Origin of the sequence: Deinococcus radiodurans R1 = ATCC 13939 = DSM 20539 (genome assembly GCF_000008565.1) — a bacterium.
Taxonomy (GTDB): domain Bacteria; phylum Deinococcota; class Deinococci; order Deinococcales; family Deinococcaceae; genus Deinococcus; species Deinococcus radiodurans.
Genome location: NC_001263.1, coordinates 589,397 through 609,453, shown reverse-complemented (window position 1 = coordinate 609,453; position 20,057 = coordinate 589,397). Strand labels below are relative to the sequence as shown.

The following is a 20,057-nucleotide window of genomic DNA, read 5'->3' as shown; positions in this document are numbered from 1 at the left end:
ATCCATGACTGCCCCCGAGAATCTGGACGCCGCCCTGCGTCCCAAGACCCTGACCGAGTACGTCGGGCAGGAAAAGCTCAAGGACAAGCTGGGCGTGTACCTGCAAGCGGCCCGTGGGCGCCGTGAAGCGCTCGACCACACGCTGCTGTTCGGCCCTCCCGGCCTCGGCAAGACCACGTTGGCGCACATCATCGCCTACGAACTCGGCGTGAATATTCGCGTCACCTCCGGCCCCGCCATCGAAAAACCCGGCGACCTCGCCGCCATCCTGACCAACTCGCTGGAAGAAGGCGACGTGCTGTTCATTGACGAGATTCACCGCCTGGGCCGCGTGGCCGAGGAGCACCTCTACCCCGCGATGGAAGACTTCAAGCTCGACATCGTGCTGGGGCAGGGACCGGCGGCCCGGACCATCGAACTGCCGCTGCCGCGCTTTACGCTGGTGGGCGCGACCACCCGCCCCGGCCTGATTACGGCGCCCATGCGCTCGCGCTTCGGCATCATCGAGCACCTCGAGTACTACACCGCCGAGGAAATCGCCACCAACCTGCTACGCGACGCCCGGTTGCTGGGCTTCGGGCTGGACGAGGAAGCGGGCCTGGAAATCGGCGCCCGGTCACGCGGCACCATGCGCATCGCCAAGCGCCTGCTGCGGCGCGTGCGCGACTACGCCGACGTGGCGGGCGAAACCACCATCGGCCTGGAACGCGCCCAGAGTGCGCTCGACAAACTCGGCCTCGACTCGGCGGGCTTGGACGACCGCGACAAGAAGTACCTCGAAACCCTGATTCACCGCTTTGCCGGCGGGCCGGTCGGCGTGGACACCCTCGCCACCGCCATCAGCGAGGACGCCCTGACGCTCGAAGACGTGTACGAGCCATACCTGATTCAGCTCGGCTTCATCAAGCGCACGCCACGTGGCCGCGTGGCGACGGCACACGCCTATGACCACCTGGGCCTACCTCCCGGCGGCATCGACGACGGCAACGGCATCTTTCTGAACTGAACCCGTCCGTGTAACAGATGTTTCCTGGCCTTTTGCCTGGGAACTGGCCGGGTCATACAGATTCCGTTTGTTTTCTCCTCGCTTCATTCAACTTCAATCGATGGAGTACGCGATTTAGAGCATTTGACAAGAAGATGGCACAGCTTTTTGTCGAGCGAAGCGAGTACAAAACACGGAGCAGAACGAAGAATGGAGCGGGTGGCGGCGCCGTTCCGACGCACGCGTAATTCGGAGAACTGCTCTAATCGGAAGCTGTATCAGACCGTGCCCGCCGACCCCTGGTTCGCCGAATTCACGTAGCGCGTGAACCAGGAACCACTCGCCACGCCCAGAATCAGGGTATCGACCTCGGCCCCGTCATGGTGGCGGTGTTCCGCAGGCACCAGCAGGGCACTCCCAGCGGGGTAGGAGGTCGCGGCTTCTTTGTCGAGGCGGTCGCCGTAGCCGAGGCGCAGCTCACCCTGCATCACGAACACCCGCGCGTCGGTGCTGTGCCAGTGGGCCTCGTCCCAGAATCCGGCGGGCAGGAAAAAGGCGTAGGTGAATGTACCTGCCTCCCGCACGCCTTCCAGCAGCGCATAACGGGTGCCGTCCGGCGCGGTTTCCTGCCAGGGAATCGTTTCAGGGGTCCAAGCGAACCGGGTCATCGGCTGCACGATAGCAGCGCCGCTGACCTGTGAAACGGAATCCACAAAAGAAAACCCCGCCTGCTGGGCAGGACGGGGAGCTTCCTTTTTGGCGAAGAGGGTGGGATTCGAACCCACGGTACCCTTGCGAGTACTCCGCTTTTCGAGAGCGACGCATTCAACCACTCTGCCACCTCTCCATCTGGTTGAGCTGTGCAGCACACGACTGAACAGGCAAGCGGGAGTGTAGCACATCGCCCGCCGTTTGGCGAGGGGCCGCCCGTGCCTGTCCGCTCAGCGACTTGGCGAGGAACCCCGTGTGAACAGCACCGGGCGGTACAGTGGGCCCATGCGTGTGCTGCATCTCGCCTCCGAGGTCTTCCCCTTTTCCCGCTCCGGTGGCCTGGGCGACGTGCTGGGAGCGCTGCCCGCTGTGCAGGCGCGGCTGGGCGAAGACGCAGAAGTCACGGTCCTCTCGCCGTGGTACGCCTCCTTGCAGGGCGAGCCGCAGGAACTCTGGCGCGGGGAAGCCTGGGGCGAGCAGGCGTGGCTGGGCGAACTCCGTCAGGACGGCGTGCGCTACCTCTTTCTCGGCCTGAACGAGTTTCAGCGCCCCGGCCTCTATCACCCCGACGACGTAGAGCGCTTCTGCGCCTTCGGGCGAGCGGCGCTCCCGGCACTGGACGCGGTGGGCGTGACCCCGGACGTGCTGCACGGGCACGACTGGCAGGCGGGACTGGTGGTCGCCCACGCCCGGCTGCGTGGCCTGCGGACCGCCTTTTCGGTCCACAACCTGCAATACCAGGGCCGCTGGAACCTGCACGAAGCGGCGGGCTGGACCGGGCTCCCGGACTGGACCTTCGGGCCCGATGGGGTGGAGTTTTTCGGCGACCTCAACCTGATGAAAGCGGGCCTGAACTTTGCTGGGCACGTCACCACCGTCAGCCCCACCTACGCGCAGGAAATCACCACGCCGCAATACGGCGAGGGGTTGGAAGGGCTGCTGGTGCGGCTGACCCACGAGGGCCGACTCTCGGGCATCCTCAACGGGCTCGACCAGGACCGCTGGAACCCGCGCACCGACCCCGACATCGCCGCCTACAGCGACCCGGCAGGCAAGGCAGGGGCCGTGAAGGCGCTGCGGCAGGAATTCGGCCTGGACGACGCCCCGATTCTGGCGACGGTCAGCCGCCTCGCCGACCAGAAGGGCATGGACCTGCTGATTACGGCGCTGCCCGAACTGGTGCGCGACTGGAACGTGGTGGTGCTCGGCGGCGGCGACCCGCTGCTGGAAGCCGCGCTGACCGGCTGGGCCAACCACCCCCGCGTCGCCTTCGCTTCGGGCATGAACGAGCCGTTGGCGCACCGCATCTACGCCGGCGCCCACGCGTTTGCCATGCCCAGCCGCTTCGAGCCGTGCGGCCTCTCGCAGCTCATCGCCATGCGCTACGGCACCCTGCCCATCGTGCGCGAAACCGGCGGACTGGCCGACACCGTGCCGCCCGAAGTCGGTTTCCGCTTTGCCGACGCCACCGCGCCCGCCTTCCTGCAAGCCTGCCGCGAGGCCCAGGCCGCCTTTCAGGACCCGGCGCAGTGGCAGACCCGCGCCACCCGCGCCATGTCATTGGATTTCTCCTGGGACGGTCCGGCACGGCAATACCTGGAACTTTACCGGGGGCTGTAAGACGGGCAGGAGGCGGCCACTCACAGCGTTTCCTGGGGTGGCCGTCCCTTGCCCTATGAAGGTCAGGCCAGAAACTTCAGCAGCTCGGCATTGAAGGCTTCGGGCTGGTCCAGGTTGGACAGATGCGCCGCGCCGTCCAGGATGACGAGTTCGCCGCGCCCCGCATCGGCGATTTCCTGCGCCACCTCGATTGGGGTCAGGGTGTCCTCGCGGCCCACGAGCACCAGCAGCGGCACCTGCGCGGCTTGCAGGGTGGTACGGCCTTCCTCGCGGGCGGCCATTGCGCCCAGCGCGGCGGCGATGCCCTCGCGGGAGGCGCTTTCCATCATCGGCAGAATCTTTTTGTAGGTGGAGTGCGAGTGCTCCTCGCGCGCGGCGGCGATGATGAAGTCGCGACCCTCCTCGACCACCCGGCTCGCCTGCTGGCGACGGCTCTCGGCCTGCTCGGGGCTGTCGGCGCGACAGGAGGTGTCGGCGAGGACCAGCCGCCCCACCCGCTCCGGCGCCTGCCGCAGCAATTCCTGGGCGAGGTAACCGCCCATGCTCAGGCCGACCACGCTCAGCGGGCCGTCCGGCAGCTCGGCCAGGAAGCCCTCCACCGCCTGCGGCAGCGAAACGATGGTGCCCTCGCGTCCGCCCAGGCCCGGCAGGTTGGGCGTGATGACGGTCAGCCCGGCGCCTTCCAGAGCCGCGCGCTGCTCGCGCCACATATCGGCGGAGAGGGGGTAGGCGTGAAACAAGACGACGGTGCGGGGCCTGGACTCTGTCATGGCGACAGGCTAACGGCCTGGGCTCAAGAAACGCCTTCCCCAGAGCTATGCTTGAGCATGTCGATTCCTCACAAAGACGACTGGACGCGCCATTTCGAGGCCTTGCAGCGCGGCGAACTGAGTGTCGAGGACTGGCAGGAGTTTTGCCGGCGCAGTGGGCGGGCTGTGGGGGGATTGCCGCCGCTGAAGGGCGCACAGCGGCAGGCGATGGAGGAAGAATTTGACCGGCTTCGGCTGGCCTGTCAGCTTTTTCTGGCCCAGGCTCCGGACTTTGAGACACTGGCGGCGCGGCAGACGACTGTCGGCCCCGACTATTGCCTGCTCAAGATGCTGGCGGCTTCGGCGCTGAACCTGCTCGACCTGCCTGCCCCCAGCTTGCCCGCCGTGAACGCCGCCGAGGAATTTGAGGTCGGGCTCCCCGCCACCACCTTCATCGTCTTCGGCAATAATGCGGCCCTGTGACCCCTCCCTTCCGCGTCGTTGCTGCCTCGCCTGCCGACCTGCTTCCCGTGTTCGCCGCCCTGTACGGCGCCCCGGCAGAGGAAATGACCTGGCTGGCCGATACGCTTCAGGCCGCTTGGGCCGTGCTGGACGAGGACAACGCAGTGCGCGGCGCCGCCGGAGTGCGCCCCAGCCCCGCGCATGGCCTGGAACTGATGGGCGGCGCGCTGGCGGCAGAACCCGAGGAAGAGCAGGCCGTGCAAACCGCGCTGGCGAAGGCCGCTCACCGGGACGCGGGCCAGGTCTACGCCTTTGCCGACGGCAGCCTGTTTACCGCCCAGGCTCTCGCCCAGGCTGGATTTCAGGAAGTGGGCGCCTACCGCCTGCTCGCCGGGCCGACGCCGGAAGAGGGGCCGCCGACGCTAGAGGGCTTCACCCTGCGCCCGCTGGCCGACGTGCCCGACCTTGCCATCCGGCTCGACGCCCTGACGACCTACGAGGACCGCATCGGCCACCACGCCGTCTCCCCCACTGCCGCCGAGGACGGGGCTGGGGGGTACGATTCCACGCTGAGCCTGATTGCGCTCGACGCTCAGGGCCGTGCTGCGGGCATTTGCCGCGCCGCTGCCGAAGAAGGCTATATCCGCATAGATGCGCCCGGCGTGCGGGCCGACCTGCGGCACACGCCGCTGCGGCAAGCGCTCTTGCTGGGAGTGTGCGCGCAGGCACGGGCGCGGGGGATCGGCGACATCAGTTTGGAAAGCTGGGGCGACACCCCCGCTGAACTCGCCGCCGACCTCGCGCTGGGACTGGAAATTCAGTTCGAGAATCCCATCTACGCGGCGGGCTGAGGGGCCTTAGCCGCAGCGGAAGGGAATCGGCAGCGGACCACAGCAGCACACGCCCCGCACGCCTCCGGTGCCGATGGCGAGCGGCGAGCCGGAGCGCAGCGCCGTATGTGCCTCCCGGCACTCGGCAAAGCGGGCTGCGATACGTGGTTGACCGGCCCGCAGGCCGTCCTCGCGGATGATGCGGGCGACTGCCGCCGAGCAGCTTTCGCCGCCGTGCAGGGCCGCGTAAGCGCAGCAAAAGCCTTTGTGCGGCGAAATCCAGCGCTGATAAAACTTGATGGCGTGCAGGGCGCCCTGGTCGGTTGCAGACATGGGTCAGGGTAGCCCGCCTCCCTTGCCCTTCTGGTCAAAGAGCAGCCCAACATTTCGTTAACCCAGACTAGCCGTCCGCAGCTTCATCTCCCCTCCATCTTTTTCATTATGCTGAGGGCACATCGACAACCAGACTGTGCTGAAAAGCATCTCGACCCCGCAGGGCGAGGCCGAACTTCACCTGACCCCGGGCGAAATCGTGATGGGCCTGTCGCAGACCACCCACGACGACGCGGCCCAGAAGATGGCGCAGGCGCGGGCGCAACTGGGCGGCGGCTGGCTGGCCCGCTTGGTGGGCGGCGCGCTGCACCTGGGCGAGCGGGCGCTGAACTACCACGCGGCGGTGCCGCTGAGCAATGTCCGCTCGGCGCGGGTCGAGAACGGCGAACTGAAATTCGAGTATGTGTCCGGGCCGCCCCGCTTCGGCTTTGGTCAAATCAAAGTGAACGGTCAGGACGCCCTCAAAAGCTTCAGCGAGGCCGACCTGCACGCCTTTGCCGAGGGGGTCAACGCACAACTGGCGGCGCAGTCTTAGAGCATTTAGAGACAGCGCGTATTTTTGACCCTCGCCCCTTGCGGGACTCGAAGAGCTGCATCGCAGAGAGGGCCTTGCGCAGCAAGGGGTGAGGGGGCGTCCAGACCAGCCCTGACGAAACCTCATGCCGTCAAATACTCAGCTCACGGCAAAGCTGAATTCCCCGCCCTGCACGCCCACCTTCACCGCGCCGCCGTCCTTCAGACGCCCGAACAGCAGTTCGTCGGCTAAAGGGCGGCCCAGCTTGTCCTCGATGACGCGGGCGAGGGGCCGGGCGCCCAGCAGCGGGTCGTAGCCCAGTTCGGCCAAGCGGGCGCGGGCGGCGGGGGTCACGGTCAGGGTCACGCCGCGCTCGGTCAGCTGCTCGCCCAGCTCACGCAGGAACTTGTCCACCACGCTGGTCATCACCGTGCGCGAGAGCGGCGCGAAGTAAATTACGGCGTCCAGGCGGTTGCGGAACTCGGGGGTAAAGGTGCGCTTGACGGCCTCGGCCTGCTCTCCGGCACGGCCCTCTCGCGAGAAACCCAGCGCCGGGCGGCTGGCGTCGGCGGCCCCGGCATTGGTGGTGAAAATCAGAATCAGGCCGCGCCCGTCCACCTTTTTGCCCGCGTGGTCGGTCAGGGTGCCGTGGTCCATCAGTTGCAGGAAGATGTTGTAGACGTCGGGGTGCGCCTTCTCGATTTCGTCGAGCAGCAGCACTGCGTGAGGGTTTTTCGCCACCGCGTCGGTCAGCAGTCCGCCCTGATCGAAGCCCACGTAGCCGGGAGGCGCCCCGATGAGGCGAGCCACCGTGTGCGGCTCCTGGTACTCGGACATGTCGAAGCGGATAAGTTCGACGCCCAGCCGCTCGGCCAGCGCGCGGGCGAGTTCAGTTTTGCCCACCCCAGTCGGCCCGGCAAACAGGAACGACCCCTGCGGCTTTTGCGGGTTGCGCAGGCCCGCGCGGGCGAGCTTGACCGCCGAGGACACTGCGCTTACCGCGGGTTCCTGTCCGTAAACCCGGCGGTTGAGGTCGGCTTCCAGCGTGGCGAGGCTCTGCACTTCCTCGGCCTTCACCGCGCCTACCGGCACGCGGGCCATGCGTGCCACCGTGCTTTCGATGTCGGGCACGTCTATTTCGCCGCCCTGGCCAGTGCTACTGCGGGCCGCCCCCGCCTCGTCGAGCACGTCAATCGCCTTGTCGGGCAGGAAGCGGTCGCGCAGGTAGCGGGCCGAGAGGCGCACGGCGGCTTCCAGGGCTGGCGGAGTGTAGGTGACGCCGTGGTGGGCTGCGTACTTAGGCGCGAGGCCTTGCAAAATCTGCACCGCGTCGGCCTCGGAGGGCTCGGGCACGTCCACCGTCTGAAAACGTCGCCACAGCGCCCGGTCCTTTTCCAGCAGGCGCAGTTCGGCAGGCGTGGTGGCGCCCATGACCCGTAATTTTCCCCGCGCCAGCGCAGGCTTGAGCAGGTTCGCGGCGTCCACACTGCCGCCCTCTGTCGCCCCGGCGCCGACCAGGGTGTGCAGCTCGTCTATGAACAGCACCGAATTCTGCCCGTCGAGCGCGGCCAGCACGGCCTTGAGCCGCCCCTCGAAGTCGCCCCGGTAGCGCGTGCCGGCCAACAGTGCCCCCAGGTCGAGCGCGTACACCGACGCCCCCCGCAGGAAGCCGGGCGCCTTGCCATCGGCCACCCGCTGTGCCAGCCCCTCAGCCAGCGCGGTTTTGCCCACGCCCGGCTCGCCCACCAGAACCGGGTTGTTCTTGCCGCGCCGCGCCAGAATGTGCACCACCCGTTCGAGTTCGGCGCCCCGGCCAATCACCGGGTCGAACTCTCCGTTTTTTGCCGCCTCGGTGAGGTTCTGCGCGTAGGCTTCCAGCGGGTTTTCCTCGGCGGGGGCGCCCTCCGCCGTCAATTCGCCGTCTACCCCGGCCACCCGGCGTTCGCGGCTGTGGCCCGGCGCTTTCGCCACGCCGTGCGACAGGTAGTTCAGCAGGTCGAGCCGGGTCACGCCCTGCGCCTCAAGCGCGGCGCGGGCGGGGCTGTCGTCCTCCTCCAGCAGTTCGACGAGGACGCGCGCGCCGTCGGCCTGTTCCTTTCCCTTGCCGCTGGCGTGCAGTTGCAGCACGGCGCCCTGCACCACGCGGTGCACGCCCAGGGTGAAGTCGGGGTCGGGGTCGTCGAGGATGTCGAGTTCGGCGAGTTGCTCAGTCAAGGCTTCGCGCAGGGCGTTTAGATCGGCTCCCAGCGCATTCAGGGCGTCTTTGGCCTCGGGGTCACCCAGCAGCGCGAGCAGCAGGTGCTCCTGGGTGATGTACTCGTGCCCCGCCGCCTGGGCGAGGTCGGCGGCGCGTTGCAGGGCGGCTTGCAGGTGTTCGGAAAGCATCAGGCTTACAACTCCTCGAAATAATCCGCGTCTAAGCGGCGAATCTGGTAGGTCTCGCGGGTCAGCACGCCCACGCCGTACTCGATCATCAGGTGGGCGAGCGTTTCACCATCCAGCAAAATGATGTTGCCGATTTGCCCGGCGGTGGCCTTTGCCCCGTCGCTGAACCCGGACGTAGTGATGAACACGCCCTTGGTCGCCTTGTGGTAGGTCAGGCTGCCCGAAAAGGTGCGAATTTCGGGGCTGTGGACGGTGTTTTTCCAGCGCTTGGCTTGCAGGTAGATGCGGTCGAGGCCCAGCGGGTCCTGCTTGATGAGGCCGTCGATGCCGTTGTCGCCGCTGCGCCCGAGTGCTTGCCCCGCGTCGCGCACGCTGCCGCCGTAGCCCATCGCCACCAGCACCTCGACCACCAGCCGCTCGAACTGCGCGGGCGAAAGCTCCTTGACCTGCGCGAGCAATTCTTCGGCGAGGTTGGCGGTGAGTTCGGCGTAGAGAGCGTCAATTTGCTCGGCAGGCGGCACGCTGGCAGAACATTCGGCCTGGGGCGGTGCGGCGGGCGCAGGACTCTGAGCCGGTGAGCGGCTCCTGCGGGTGAACTCGGCGTAAGCCGGAATGGTCTGAAGCTCGCGCATCCCGATGTGTTCCGGATAACGCGACAGAAATTCGCGGCCCAGAGGCGTGATTTGTACGACGCCTCGACTGGGTGTGGTGAGGACACCCGCCCGGTCCAGGTGAAACTTGGCCCACAGAATGCGGTTGTGGTACTTGGCCTGTTTGCCGCTCGGCAGCAGTTCTTCGGTGTCCTGCGGCGTCAGGGCAAAAAATTCGGCCAGTCGCCGGTAAAGCTCGGCTATTTTCTGCGGCTCACCGCTGGAAATCTGCTCCAGCATCGGACGCATGAACGCCTGAAAGTCGGGAACGGTCACTCCCCTTCGCTCTCCGGCTCGGCCACCACCCGCAGCGGGTGCCCCTCACGCTGGGCGTGGGCCGTCACCTGCGCGACCTTCGTTTCGGCCACGTCGCGGGTATACACGCCCGCCACACCCTGCCCCTTGTGGTGAACGGCGAGCATGATGAGTTCAGCTTCCTGCTCGGTCTTGCGGAAAAACTGCTCAAGGACTTGCACCACGTAGTCCATCGGGGTGTAGTCGTCGTTGAGCAGCAGCACGCGCCACAGCCTCGGTTTTTTGGTCTCGGTGCGTTCCAGCGTCTGGGTGCGGCCCTCGGCGCCGGGCGGGCCGGGTGGGATGGTCGGGCGGGTCATGGCTCCGAGGATAGGCCGCGCACCCCCGCCCAAAGGTGCAGCCGACTTCAGGACAGGAAGCGCCCCCCTTCTTGCCACACCTCGCCGTCGAGCAGCAGCCGCCCGCCCCCAGCCCCAGACGCGGCCCGCAGATCGGTGATGAGGTCCCAGTGCACGGCGCTGCGGTTCAGGCCGCCGGTTTCGGGGTAGCTCTTGCCGATGGCGAGGTGGACCGTGCCGCCGATTTTCTCGTCGAAGAGAATGTTGCCGATGCCGCGCTGAATGCCGAAATTGGTGCCGATGCCGAGCTCGCCGAGTCGCCGGGCGCCGGGGTCGGTGTCCAGGGCAGCGTGCAGCACCGCCTCGCCTTCCTCGGCGCTCGCTTCCACCACCTGCCCGGCACGGAAGACCAGCCGGGCGCCGCGCACCGTCTGTCCCTGGTAGGAGGCGGGCACGGTGAAGGTAACGACGCCCTCGGCGCTGTCTTCGAGCGGGCCGGTGAAGACCTCGCCGCTCGGCATGTTGCGTTTGCCGTCGCTGTTCGACCAAATGCGCCCCCCCACCCGCAGCGTCAGGTCGGTGCCGGGCGCCTCGATGCGGACCACGTCGGCGCGCGACAGGCGCTCGATGAGCCGGGCCTGCAACTCGCGCACCTCGCCCCAGGCGGCCACCGGGTCGGGGCGGTCCAGAAACATCGCCCGCATGACGAAATCCTCGAACTCGGCGAGCGTCATGCCCGCTTGCGCGGCGGCGTGCGGGGTCGGGTAGAGGGTCAGGCTCCACTTTTTCTGCGAGCGCAGGGCGGCGAGTTCGGCGCGCGAGGCAAGCAGCCGGGCCGCGCGGGCCGCGTCGGCGGGCTGGGCCGCTTCCGGCGTCAGGATGCGCAGCGAGCCGTCCATGCCGCGCATGTCGTCGAGTTCGCCCTGCGGCACCTCGTCGAGTACGGCGTCGGCGGCCAGCGCCGCGAAGTCCTCGTCCTGCCCCGGATAGCTCAGGCGCACGGCGGGACGCGCTCCGGCCCGCAGCAGGGCGCGGCTGGTGGCGGCCACCAGGGGCGCGGCGGCGGTGCTCGCGCCCACCAGCAGCCGCTCGCCGGGCTGAGCGGAGAGGCAGTAGTGCGCGAGCAGTTCGGCGTGGCGTTCGGGGTCGTAGGCGAGCAGCGAAGCCATGGAAGTGGAGGTCATGAGGCTGAGGGTACGGCATGAGGCCATGTCCGGCGTCCCTCTCGCCCCGCACCGCCCGGTGCCGGGGGGCCGCTCCGGTATCCTGGCCGGATGACGACGCCCGACGCCGCGCTTCCGGAGTTGCCCGACCTCTCGCAGACCGCGACCCTCACCATTTCCTGCGCCGACCAGCCGGGCATCGTGGCCGCCGTGTCGCAGTTTCTGCACAACCACGGCGCCAACATCATCCACAGCGACCAGCACAGCACCGACCCGGCGGGCGGGCAGTTTTTCATGCGAATGGAGTTTTTCCTGGGCGGCCTCGACCTGACCCGCGAGGCGTTCGAGCGCGCCTTTGAGCAGGTGGTGGCGCGGCCCCTGGGCATGGACTGGCGGCTGAACCTCGCCTCGCAGCCCAAGAAGATGGCGGTGCTCGTCAGCCGCTACGACCACTGTTTTCTCGACCTGCTGTGGCGCCGGCGCCGGGGCGAACTGAACGTGGAGATTCCGCTGATTCTGTCCAACCACGAGGACCTGCGCCGCGACGCGGAGATGTTCGGCATTCCCTTTCACGTCATTCCCGTGACGAAGGCCAACAAGGCCGAGGCCGAGGCCGAGCAGGTTCGGCTGATGCACGAGGCGGGGGCCGACTTCGCGGTGCTCGCCCGCTACATGCAGATTCTGAGCAGCGACTTTCTGCGCGGCTTCGGGCGCCCGGTCATCAACATCCACCACTCATTCCTGCCCGCGTTCATCGGCGCCAACCCCTACCGCGCCGCGTTCAACCGGGGCGTGAAACTCATCGGCGCGACCAGCCACTACGTGACCGAGGAACTCGACGCCGGGCCGATTATCGCCCAGGACGTGATTCCGGTCACCCACCGCGAAACCCCCGACACCCTGATGCGGATGGGCCGCGACGTGGAGCGGCAGGTGCTCGCCCGCGCCGTCAAAGCGCACGTGGAAGACCGGGTGCTGGTGTACGGAAACAAGACGGTGGTGTTCTGAGACGGTTTCAAATTGAGTCCCGGACATCTCCGGGCGCAATTTTGCGCGGAGCGCATGGAAAAAAATACGGTTCTAAGGAGATGGACGAGCATCCGGCGCCTCTTCCGGATATTCGGGAATCGGATTAAAACCGTATGAGACGGCTTGCGATTGAACCCCGCTGAAAGCAGGATGAAATCCGACCGGAGGGAGGGGGCGGGGGACGCCCCTGAGCGCAGGCGCCTGCCATTTGCTGCTCTGACTGCACTGCGTTTCCGGGCGCCGCCGTAGACTGGAGGCATGACCTACGGGGCGGAGAGCGGGCGATGAAATGGTGGGGCTGGGCGCTGCTGGCCCTGACCGGCGGGCTGCTGGTGCTGGTGCTGTCGGGGTCGCCCCGCAGCCAGAGCGAACTGAACGTCAACGACTTTACCCAGGCGGTGCGGACGCAGCAGGTCAAAACCGCCGACATTTCCTTTCAGAACGGCACCGCGCTCGTCACCGGGCGCCTCACGAGTGGCCTTCCCTACCGCGCCCGCACGCTGCCCGCTGACCCGGTGTTGAAACTCGGCACGCTGGAGGGGCGCGGCGTCACCGTCACCTACCTGCCTCCGCCGCGCATCAGCGTGCTCGGCGCCCTGAGTGTGCTGCTCACGCTGGCGCTCATCGGCGGACTGATCGCGCTGCTCGTCCGCAGCCGCAATGGGGGCAACAACGACGCGGCGAGCAGCTTCGGCAAGTCGAAGGCGGCGATTATCAGCGAGGGGCAGATCAAGCTCACCTTTGCTGATGTGGCGGGCTGCGATGAGGCCAAGCAAGACCTGCAAGAAGTCGTGGAGTTCCTCCGCCAGCCCGAGAAATACCACCAGCTCGGCGCCCGGATTCCGCGTGGCGTGCTGCTCGTCGGGCCTCCTGGGTCGGGGAAAACCTTGCTGGCGAAAGCGGTCGCAGGCGAAGCCAAAGTCCCTTACTTCTCCATCTCTGGCTCGGACTTCGTGGAAATGTTCGTCGGGGTCGGTGCCGCACGTGTCCGTGACCTCTTTGAGCAGGCCCGCAAAGCTTCCCCCTGCATTGTCTTCATTGACGAGATTGACGCCGTAGGCCGCAAGCGTGGCATGAACATTCAAGGGGGCAACGACGAACGGGAACAGACTTTGAACCAGTTGCTCGTCGAGATGGACGGTTTCGGGAGTGGGCAGGATGTGATTATCCTCGCGGCGACCAACCGGCCCGATGTGCTGGATGCCGCATTGCTCAGGCCCGGACGATTTGACCGTCAGGTGGTCGTGGACGCGCCGGACGTGCGGGGCCGGGAACAGATTCTGCGGATTCACTCGCGCAAGAAACCACTCGACGTGTCGGTGGACCTCGGCGTGATTGCCCGTCGGACAGCGGGGATGGTGGGGGCCGACCTCGAAAACCTGCTCAATGAAGCGGCATTGCTGGCAGCAAGAGAAGGCAGGAACCGCATCACCGGGCGCGATGTAGATGAAGCGCGGGACCGCGTGCTGATGGGGCCGGAGCGCCGCAGCATGGTCGTGCGTGAAGCAGACCGCAAAGTCACCGCCTACCACGAGGTCGGGCACGCGCTGGTCGCCCAGTTGCTCCCCCACTCCGACAAGGCGCACAAGCTGACCATCGTACCTCGGGGCCGCAGCCTCGGCTCGGCGCTCTACACGCCTGAAGACCGGATGCACCACACCCGCACGGCGCTGCTCGACCGCATTTGCGTGGCGCTCTCCGGGCACGCGGCGGAAGAGGTCATCTACGGCGAGGTCACGACCGGCGCTCAGAACGACTTTCAGCAGGCGACCGGCCTCGCGCGGCGCATGGTCACCGAGTGGGGCATGAGCGAGGTCGGGCAGCTCGCCCTGGCGCAGGACAACGGCAATTACCTCGGCTTCGGGCCGCAGCCGACGAACTACAGCGACCACACCGCCGAGCAGATCGACACCGCCGTGGCCGACATCCTCAATACCCAGTACGCCCGCGCCCACGCCCTGCTCAGCGAGCATGTCCACGTCCTGCACCGCCTGACCGACGAACTGGTCGCCCGCGAAAGCCTCAGCGGCGACGAATTGCAAACGGTATTGAACGGCGGCACCCTGCCCGAGTTGCCTGCCGCCGTCCGTCCCGAGGGAGCGCCGCCGCCCGAGGGCACGCTGCGGCCGGAAGGGGCCTGAGCGATAACGGGTGGGGAGGGAGCCACAACCGGTTCCCTCCCCTTTTTGAGGCGCCCTCTCGCTCAGGAAGCTGGCGCCTGCTGCGTCTCTTCCTCGTGGACTGCCGTGCCCCCGGCGCCGCGCAGCTTGCGGCTTTCGAGGTCGGCGTGCTGGTTGAGGTAACGCAGCCAGCCTTTGGCGGTCAGTGGCCCCAGGCCGTTGTGCTCGACCACGAAGTCGTCGTCGGGCGGGTTGAAGTGCAGTTGCCGGGCGAGGTCCACCGTGCGGGCGCGGGTTTGCGAGAGCAGGCTACGCAGTTGCCCCAGCGTGGCACCTCCCTCGGGGCGGTAGCCGCGGTACTCGTCGCGCACGAACTCGCGCTGGCCGAGGGCGACCTGAATGCGGCTCTGGCCCCAGCGCTCGATGCCGATGATGTGGGCGAGCACTTCACGGTTTTCCGGGGTGTCGGCGGCGCGCTCGGCCCGCCCGGTCAGAAAGGTGCCGCCGCGCTCGAGGTTCTGGCCGAGGTCGGTGAAGCTGGAGCGCCCGGCGGGTTTTTCCAGCACGTTGGCGACCACGAACTCCTTGATGTCACCCTTGCGCCGCCGCGCGAGCAGGGCCGCCCCCGCCGCCGCGCCGACCGTCGCCACGGTGACGAGGACAGCCGTGCCCACACCCGAAGATTTACGGTTCGTCATGCCTGGGATTGTAGGTGCCGCTCCGGGCACAAGGCGTGAACGTCTTCTGAACGCTCGGTCCGACTTCACCGCGTCACCGGCCGGGAGCCGACGAAAAGACGGTATCCTGGGCCGCACCGGAGGAACCCATGAAAAAGTTTGCGCTGCCCCTCGCCTTCATGAGCCTGCTGTCCCTCGCCGCTGCCAGCACGCCGGGAAACAATCTTGTCGTCCTCAACGACGGCGCCAAACTCTGCTACGACGGCTACGCCGTGGTGGACGGCAAAGAGTCCAAGACGCTGAACAAGAGCGCCGAGACGCGCATGAGCGCCATGCTGAGCGGCCTGGGCATCAAAGCCTCCGAGTTCGACGCCGCCGACCGCTGTGACCGCGTCGTGTCCCTCACCTACGAAATGGACAACAAGGGCGCCCCCGGCATCGTGGTGGCCCGCCTGGAACTGCTGAGCAACCTGACCCTCGACAACGATCAGGACGTGGCGTTGCCGACCCTGTGGGAGGGCCGGACCTGGCGGGCGCAAAAGGGCATCTACTCCGCTCAGGACGCACAAAAGGTGTTCGATACGGTCCTCAGCGACCTCTTCAAGATGTTCAAAGACGATTACGCCCAGCGCAATCCGAAGAAATAACGGCCCCGGCGCTCAGCCCTCGCCCGCCACCAGCAGTTCGTCTGGTTTGCGGGTCTGGTTGGGCGTGGGGTCGGGGAATTCGGGGTTCGCCTTGCGGTCGGGCGTGCGCTTCCAGAGGGCAGCGTCCACGCCGTAGCCGTCCTGCGGCGGACGCTGCTTGAAGCGGGTGACTTTGGCCGGAATGCCCATCGCGATGCCGTGCGGCGGAATGTCGCTGCGCAGCAGGGCGTGGGTCGCCAGCAGCGCGTCGTCGCTCACCACGCTGCCCGCGAGCACGGTGGAGTGGTAGGTGATGCGGGCGCCCCGGCCAATCACGGTTTTGCGCAGCGTCACGTCGGGGCCGTCGAGCACCGAGTGGGTGTGGCTGTAGATGTTGACATAGTCGCTCACCGAAGCGCCGTCGTGCAGTTCGATGCCGCCGATGTCGTCGAGCAGCACGTGACGGTGCACCACCACGTCGTCGCCGACTTCCATGTTGTAGCCCACCGAGAATTCGACGTTCTGCCAGCATTTGAAATTGCGGCCCACCCGCTTGAAGATGTGGCCCGCCAGCACGCGCCGCAGCGGAATTCCCGTCACCGGGTTCTGGCCGAAGGGCGTCAGGTCGAGGTTTTTCCACAACCACAGCAGCGGCTTGACGCGGGCAAACTTTTCCTGGTCGGTCGCCATGTAGTACTCGGCCTCGAAGGTGACGTTGTGGGCGTCGAGATTCAGCGCCGCAAGCGGCATCTGCGCGAGCACCTCGGCGTAGTCGCGCCCGTACATCACCTGCGCGAGCACCTCGCGGGCCAGGGCGTACGGTCGGTCTGCGGGTCGGCCAGCCGCCGCTCGAGCTCGGCCAGAAACTGATCAAACACGGCCTGCGCGTCGGAAGCGATGGAGATGGGCACCAGCCAGGTCATGGGGATACTTTAACTCTTAAAGCGCACCAGAAAGGGGGACTTGTCGAGAGTGGCCCGCGCCTCTGCCATCATCGGGCCATGAACCGCACGCCCACCCTGCGCGCCCCTGACCTTGCTGGCGTTCCTGACTGTCTCGTCATCGTGGGGGGCAGCATGGCCGCCGTCAAAGCGCCCACGGCCCTGCGCCGGCTGCGCGAGGGAGGCGCGAGCACCGCCGTTATCGCCACCCGCGCGGCGCTCGCGTTCATCACGCCGCTGAGCCTCGCCACCGCCGGCAACTGCGAGGTTGCCACCGACGAGACGTGGTTCGCGCCGCAGCCCATAGCGCAGCACCTGTCGCTCGCCCGCGCCCGAGTGACGGTGGTGCTGGGCGCCTCCGCCGAACTGCTCGCCGCCGCCGCTCACGGGCACGCGGACACGCTGGCCACCGCCACGCTGCTGAGCGCCGAAGGGCAAGTGCTGTGGGTGCCCGCCATGAACGAGCGGATGTGGCTGCACCCCGCCGTGCAAGCCAACGCCGAGCGGCTGCGCGGCTGGGGCCACCTGTTTCTCGGGCCGGAGACGGGCGCTTTCGGCACGCCGGGCGAGGGGTCGGGCACGGGGCGAATGGCCGAACCCGAAGCCATCGCGGCGCGGGCGCTGGCCTTGCTGAATGAACAAGACGCAGAAGCGGAGGCCGCGCCGCAAGACCTCGCCGGGTTGAAGGTCGTCGTCTCCGCCGGGCCGACGCGCGAGTATCTGGACCCGGTGCGCTTCATCTCCAACCCCAGCAGCGGCAAGATGGGCTTCGCGGTGGCCGAGGAAGCCCGCACGCGTGGCGCCGAGGTCGTGCTGGTGACGGGACCGGTGAACCTGCCGGACCTGAGCGGCGTGCAGACCGTCCGCATCGAGACGGCGCTGGAGATGCAGGCGGCCATCATGGAAGCTGCCGGAGACGCCGACATGGTGGTGATGACCGCCGCCATCGCCGATTACCGCGCCGCCGCGCCTAAGAGCGAGAAGGAGGCCAAGACGCCGGGCGACGTGACCATTCACCTCACGCCCAACCCCGACATTCTGGCCGGACTCGGCGCCGAGCAGGCCGCGCATCCGGGCCGGGTGCTGGTCGGCTTTGCGATGGAGACGCACGCCGGAGTCGAGCGGGCCGCCCTGAAAGCGCAGCGCAAGAACGCCGATTTTATCCTGCTCAACTACCCCACCCGCGAGGGCACCGCGTTCGGTGGCGACGACAATCAGGTCACTCTGGTCCGCGCCGATGGTACGCACGCCGACTGGCCGCGCATCAGCAAGCGCGAGGTGGCGCGGCGGCTGCTGGACGAAGCGCGGCAAATACGGGAACGGCGCTGAGGTCGCAGGGGACTGCACAGAGCATCAGGCAAGACCGCCACAGGTGTGGTAACTCAGAAGTATGAAACGTCTGCTCTGTCTGGCCCTCCTGCTGGTCACTGCCACCGCTTCTGCTGGCTCACTGCGCGGCGCCCTGATCGTGGCCTCTGATGGCACCTTCCTAGGCACATGTGACGGCAAGTACAGCGCCACCAGCATCGCCAACGACTACGGGAAGTACGGTAACGCCTACAGCGCCACCAGCATGTTCAACACCTACAGCCAATATGGAAGCGACTACGGCAGCCTAAGCGCGTTCAATGACTACAGCTCCAGCGCCCCGTACCTGCTGGGTGCTGACGCTTCGCTGCTGAAGATGTTCACCTCTTTTAGCTACCGGCCTACCCCAGGAATCGTCAAGGCCCTTCGGTCGTCTGGCGGCGCCCGTGTCAGCACCAACCGTGCTCTTGCCAAAGCCATTGACCCCAACGTCCTCCGGGTCGCCTGCGAAAACCCCTGACCTTATCTGCCTTCAGGTCAGTTCGCTGGGTGGCGCCGTTGATGGAGTCACGTCGCCTTTCTCATAACTGCGGCAACTGCGCTTCCACCACCGTTCCATGCCCCGGCGCCGAGAGGATGCGGTAGCTGCCGCCGCGCGCCTCAAGGCGCTCCTGCATCTGCATCAGGCCCAGGCCCCCGGCGCTGCTCACGCGGCCACTCACCGCGTCGGGGTCGAAGCCCTGACCGTCGTCTTGCACGCGCAAGGTCACGCGGTTCGCGCCGCCATGCAGCGACACCGTGACCTCGCGGGCGCGGGCGTGCTTGGCGACGTTGTTGAGGCTCTCTTGCAGGATGCGGAACACCACCGCTTCGTCGCCGGGCGAAAGGTGAATGTCGCCGGTCAAGTCGAGGTTGGTCCGCACGCCGTTTTGCTCGCCGAAGTCGGCCACGTAGCGCCGCACCGTTTCGAGCAGGCCGTAGCGTTCGAGGTCCACCGGGCGCAGCGCAAAAATAGAGCGCCGCACTTCCCGAATCTGCTCGCGCAGCAGGGCGGAGGCTTCTTTCACGTCGGCCTCGGATTTATCAGGGTCGCTCCTGAGTTTGCGGCCCACCAGGTCGAGCTTGATGGCGGCGAAGGCGAGCGACTGCGCCACCCCATCGTGAATCTCGCGGGCAATGCGGGCGCGTTCGTCGCTGATGGCGAGTTCCTCGGAGTACAGGTAAGCGCGGGCGTTGCGCACGGCGAGGGTCGCCTGCCCCGCCATGAAAGCGAGCAGCGGCACTCGGGCCCCCTCGAAGGCGTCGGCGCGGGCGTCGCCGAGCACCAGCACGCCCACCGGCCCCTGGTCGTCGCGCATGGGGAGGCCGAGCACGCTCGCCGCGTGGGAAAAGACCCCGGCGGCTTCCTCGCCCTCGGCTTGCAGCGGCGTACCCTCCTGCGCCACCCGCAGCGCGAAGGCGGGCGCGGGGCTGCCGCCCACCTCCTCGCGGCCCGCGAAGTCCTGGGCGTACTCCAGCCGCAGCACGCCGTCCTGGTCGAAGAGGTAAGCGGCGCGGGCATCGGCCCCCAGGCGCTCGGCCATGTTGCGGGTGACGCGCGAGAGCAGGCGGCGCATGTTGCGCTCGGCGCGGATGGACTGGTCCACGTTGAACAGCGTCATCAGGTCAAGAGTGCGCTGCCGGGCGGCCTCCACCCCGTTGGCGATTTCCCCGGCGAGGGCCTCGACAAGCGCCACCGTGTGCGGTGTGGGCGGGCCCTGAAAATGCAGCGTCATGGCGCCGCCGCCGGGAATGGGTCGGCGCAACGGGTGCAGGTCGGCGCTGGGGCCGGAGAGCAGCGTGTCGCCCCGCGCCGTCGCGCTCAGGCCGCCGGGCACGCTGAGGGTCGCGTGGGTGGCGCCGGTCACGCGCACCGCCCCCCGCACCGCCACCTCCACCACCGCCGCGAGGTCGGGGGCGTCGGCGAGGTCGCGCATCAGTTCCTGCACGGCCCGGAGCTGCCCGTTCGATGTGCTGAGTTCGATGTACAGCTCGCGCAGCTCACGCTCGGCGCGCTCGCGGGCACGGGTGCCCTGGGCAATCCATTCCACGCTGAAAAAGGTCACGGCGGGCCCGACCAGCCCGTAAAACAGCAGGTGCGCCACCAGCTCGGCGTGCCGGTTGGGAAGCTGCGTGATCAGCAGTTCAACGACAATCACCACCAGCACGATCAGCGGCGGCAGCACGTTGCGTACCAGCCGCACCCGGTCCGACAGCCGCACGTCGCGCAGCGTCTGCGCGGGCGACGGGGGAACGGCAGGCGGCGGCGTGACAGCGGAAGTCGGACTCATCACCCCCAGCATAGGCCGGGGCATGGGGGAG

The 20,057-nt window shown here is 67.5% G+C and carries 19 protein-coding genes, 1 tRNA gene and 1 pseudogene; 10 read left to right on the top strand and 11 right to left on the bottom strand.

Annotated features, from left to right (window positions below; all coding sequences use genetic code 11):
* Positions 1 to 4 precede the first annotated feature (4 nt).
* Positions 5 to 1,006, top strand: coding sequence for a Holliday junction branch migration DNA helicase RuvB (gene ruvB, locus DR_RS03100; RefSeq protein ID WP_010887241.1), 1,002 nt, complete (start codon positions 5 to 7; stop codon positions 1,004 to 1,006).
* Positions 1,007 to 1,263: 257 nt separating this feature from the next.
* Here the strand turns inward: ruvB and DR_RS03090 are convergent, their stop codons facing one another.
* Entirely contained in the window at positions 1,264 to 1,653 is a 390-nt protein-coding gene (locus DR_RS03090) for a cupin domain-containing protein (RefSeq protein WP_027479517.1), read from the bottom strand.
* Positions 1,654 to 1,742: 89 nt separating this feature from the next.
* A tRNA-Ser gene (locus DR_RS03085) sits at positions 1,743 to 1,832 on the bottom strand.
* Between the two features lie 149 nt (positions 1,833 to 1,981).
* Between DR_RS03085 and DR_RS03080 the strand changes: the two genes are divergently transcribed.
* Positions 1,982 to 3,316, top strand: coding sequence for a glycogen synthase (locus tag DR_RS03080; protein ID WP_027479518.1), 1,335 nt, complete (start codon positions 1,982 to 1,984; stop codon positions 3,314 to 3,316).
* 62 nt (positions 3,317 to 3,378) lie between these two features.
* Here the strand turns inward: DR_RS03080 and DR_RS03075 are convergent, their stop codons facing one another.
* Positions 3,379 to 4,086: an alpha/beta fold hydrolase gene (locus DR_RS03075; protein WP_010887238.1), complete on the bottom strand. Its 708-nt coding sequence runs from the start codon at positions 4,084 to 4,086 to the stop codon at positions 3,379 to 3,381.
* Positions 4,087 to 4,143: 57 nt separating this feature from the next.
* Here DR_RS03075 and DR_RS03070 point away from each other — a divergent pair, with 57 nt between their 5' ends.
* Together DR_RS03070 and DR_RS03065 are read left to right on the top strand one after the other, a co-directional pair.
* A complete protein-coding gene (locus DR_RS03070) occupies positions 4,144 to 4,548 on the top strand; it encodes a hypothetical protein (protein ID WP_027479519.1) in 405 nt (134 codons plus the stop codon).
* Positions 4,545 to 5,378, top strand: coding sequence for a hypothetical protein (locus DR_RS03065; RefSeq protein ID WP_027479520.1), 834 nt, complete (start codon positions 4,545 to 4,547; stop codon positions 5,376 to 5,378). Before DR_RS03070 ends, DR_RS03065 begins: the two co-directional genes overlap by 4 nt.
* 6 nt (positions 5,379 to 5,384) lie before the next feature.
* On the opposite strand, the gene yidD is transcribed toward DR_RS03065, so the two are convergent.
* Positions 5,385 to 5,690: a membrane protein insertion efficiency factor YidD gene (gene yidD / locus DR_RS03060; protein ID WP_010887235.1), complete on the bottom strand. Its 306-nt coding sequence runs from the start codon at positions 5,688 to 5,690 to the stop codon at positions 5,385 to 5,387.
* A gap of 136 nt (positions 5,691 to 5,826) precedes the next feature.
* Here yidD and DR_RS03055 point away from each other — a divergent pair, with 136 nt between their 5' ends.
* Positions 5,827 to 6,225, top strand: coding sequence for a hypothetical protein (locus tag DR_RS03055; protein ID WP_027479521.1), 399 nt, complete (start codon positions 5,827 to 5,829; stop codon positions 6,223 to 6,225).
* 138 nt (positions 6,226 to 6,363) lie between these two features.
* Here DR_RS03055 and DR_RS03050 read toward each other — a convergent pair whose 3' ends face one another.
* Genes DR_RS03050 through DR_RS03035 form a run of 4 tightly spaced genes read right to left on the bottom strand, consistent with a single transcriptional unit; the run spans position 6,364 to position 11,016 of the window.
* The gene (locus DR_RS03050) at positions 6,364 to 8,589 is read right to left on the bottom strand and encodes an AAA family ATPase (protein ID WP_010887233.1); all 2,226 of its coding nucleotides are present in this window, start codon (positions 8,587 to 8,589) and stop codon (positions 6,364 to 6,366) included.
* Positions 8,590 to 8,594: 5 nt separating this feature from the next.
* Positions 8,595 to 9,515, bottom strand: coding sequence for a restriction endonuclease (locus tag DR_RS03045; protein ID WP_010887232.1), 921 nt, complete (start codon positions 9,513 to 9,515; stop codon positions 8,595 to 8,597).
* Positions 9,512 to 9,853, bottom strand: a complete 342-nt coding sequence (gene clpS / locus DR_RS03040; RefSeq protein WP_027479522.1) for an ATP-dependent Clp protease adapter ClpS — start codon at positions 9,851 to 9,853, stop codon at positions 9,512 to 9,514. The genes DR_RS03045 and clpS overlap by 4 nt, the downstream gene beginning before the upstream one ends.
* Before the next feature lie 47 nt (positions 9,854 to 9,900).
* Positions 9,901 to 11,016 (bottom strand): aminopeptidase, encoded by a 1,116-nt coding sequence (locus DR_RS03035; RefSeq protein ID WP_027479523.1) that lies wholly within the window; start codon positions 11,014 to 11,016, stop codon positions 9,901 to 9,903.
* Between the two features lie 90 nt (positions 11,017 to 11,106).
* Here DR_RS03035 and purU point away from each other — a divergent pair, with 90 nt between their 5' ends.
* Both purU and ftsH read left to right on the top strand, forming a co-directional pair.
* Positions 11,107 to 12,003 (top strand): formyltetrahydrofolate deformylase, encoded by an 897-nt coding sequence (gene purU, locus DR_RS03030; RefSeq protein ID WP_010887229.1) that lies wholly within the window; start codon positions 11,107 to 11,109, stop codon positions 12,001 to 12,003.
* A gap of 305 nt (positions 12,004 to 12,308) precedes the next feature.
* On the top strand, positions 12,309 to 14,165 hold the full coding sequence (gene ftsH, locus DR_RS03025) for an ATP-dependent zinc metalloprotease FtsH (RefSeq protein WP_010887228.1): 1,857 nt from the start codon (positions 12,309 to 12,311) through the stop codon (positions 14,163 to 14,165).
* A 62-nt stretch (positions 14,166 to 14,227) separates the two neighbouring features.
* Here ftsH and DR_RS03020 read toward each other — a convergent pair whose 3' ends face one another.
* Positions 14,228 to 14,842, bottom strand: a complete 615-nt coding sequence (locus tag DR_RS03020; RefSeq protein ID WP_051618767.1) for a DinB family protein — start codon at positions 14,840 to 14,842, stop codon at positions 14,228 to 14,230.
* A gap of 128 nt (positions 14,843 to 14,970) precedes the next feature.
* Between DR_RS03020 and DR_RS03015 the strand changes: the two genes are divergently transcribed.
* Positions 14,971 to 15,468 (top strand): hypothetical protein, encoded by a 498-nt coding sequence (locus DR_RS03015; protein ID WP_010887226.1) that lies wholly within the window; start codon positions 14,971 to 14,973, stop codon positions 15,466 to 15,468.
* Between the two features lie 12 nt (positions 15,469 to 15,480).
* On the opposite strand, the pseudogene DR_RS03010 reads toward DR_RS03015, so the two are convergent.
* Positions 15,481 to 16,370 (bottom strand): annotated as a pseudogene (locus tag DR_RS03010) (acyltransferase).
* A gap of 78 nt (positions 16,371 to 16,448) precedes the next feature.
* Between DR_RS03010 and coaBC the strand changes: the two are divergent.
* Entirely contained in the window at positions 16,449 to 17,717 is a 1,269-nt protein-coding gene (coaBC, locus tag DR_RS03005; protein ID WP_010887224.1) for a bifunctional phosphopantothenoylcysteine decarboxylase/phosphopantothenate--cysteine ligase CoaBC, read from the top strand.
* A 61-nt stretch (positions 17,718 to 17,778) separates the two neighbouring features.
* Positions 17,779 to 18,216, top strand: coding sequence for a hypothetical protein (locus DR_RS03000; RefSeq protein ID WP_010887223.1), 438 nt, complete (start codon positions 17,779 to 17,781; stop codon positions 18,214 to 18,216).
* 61 nt (positions 18,217 to 18,277) lie between these two features.
* Here the strand turns inward: DR_RS03000 and DR_RS02995 are convergent, their stop codons facing one another.
* Complete coding sequence (locus tag DR_RS02995) at positions 18,278 to 20,026, bottom strand: GAF domain-containing sensor histidine kinase (RefSeq protein ID WP_227085995.1); 1,749 nt, start codon at positions 20,024 to 20,026, stop codon at positions 18,278 to 18,280.
* Positions 20,027 to 20,057: the final 31 nt, after the last annotated feature.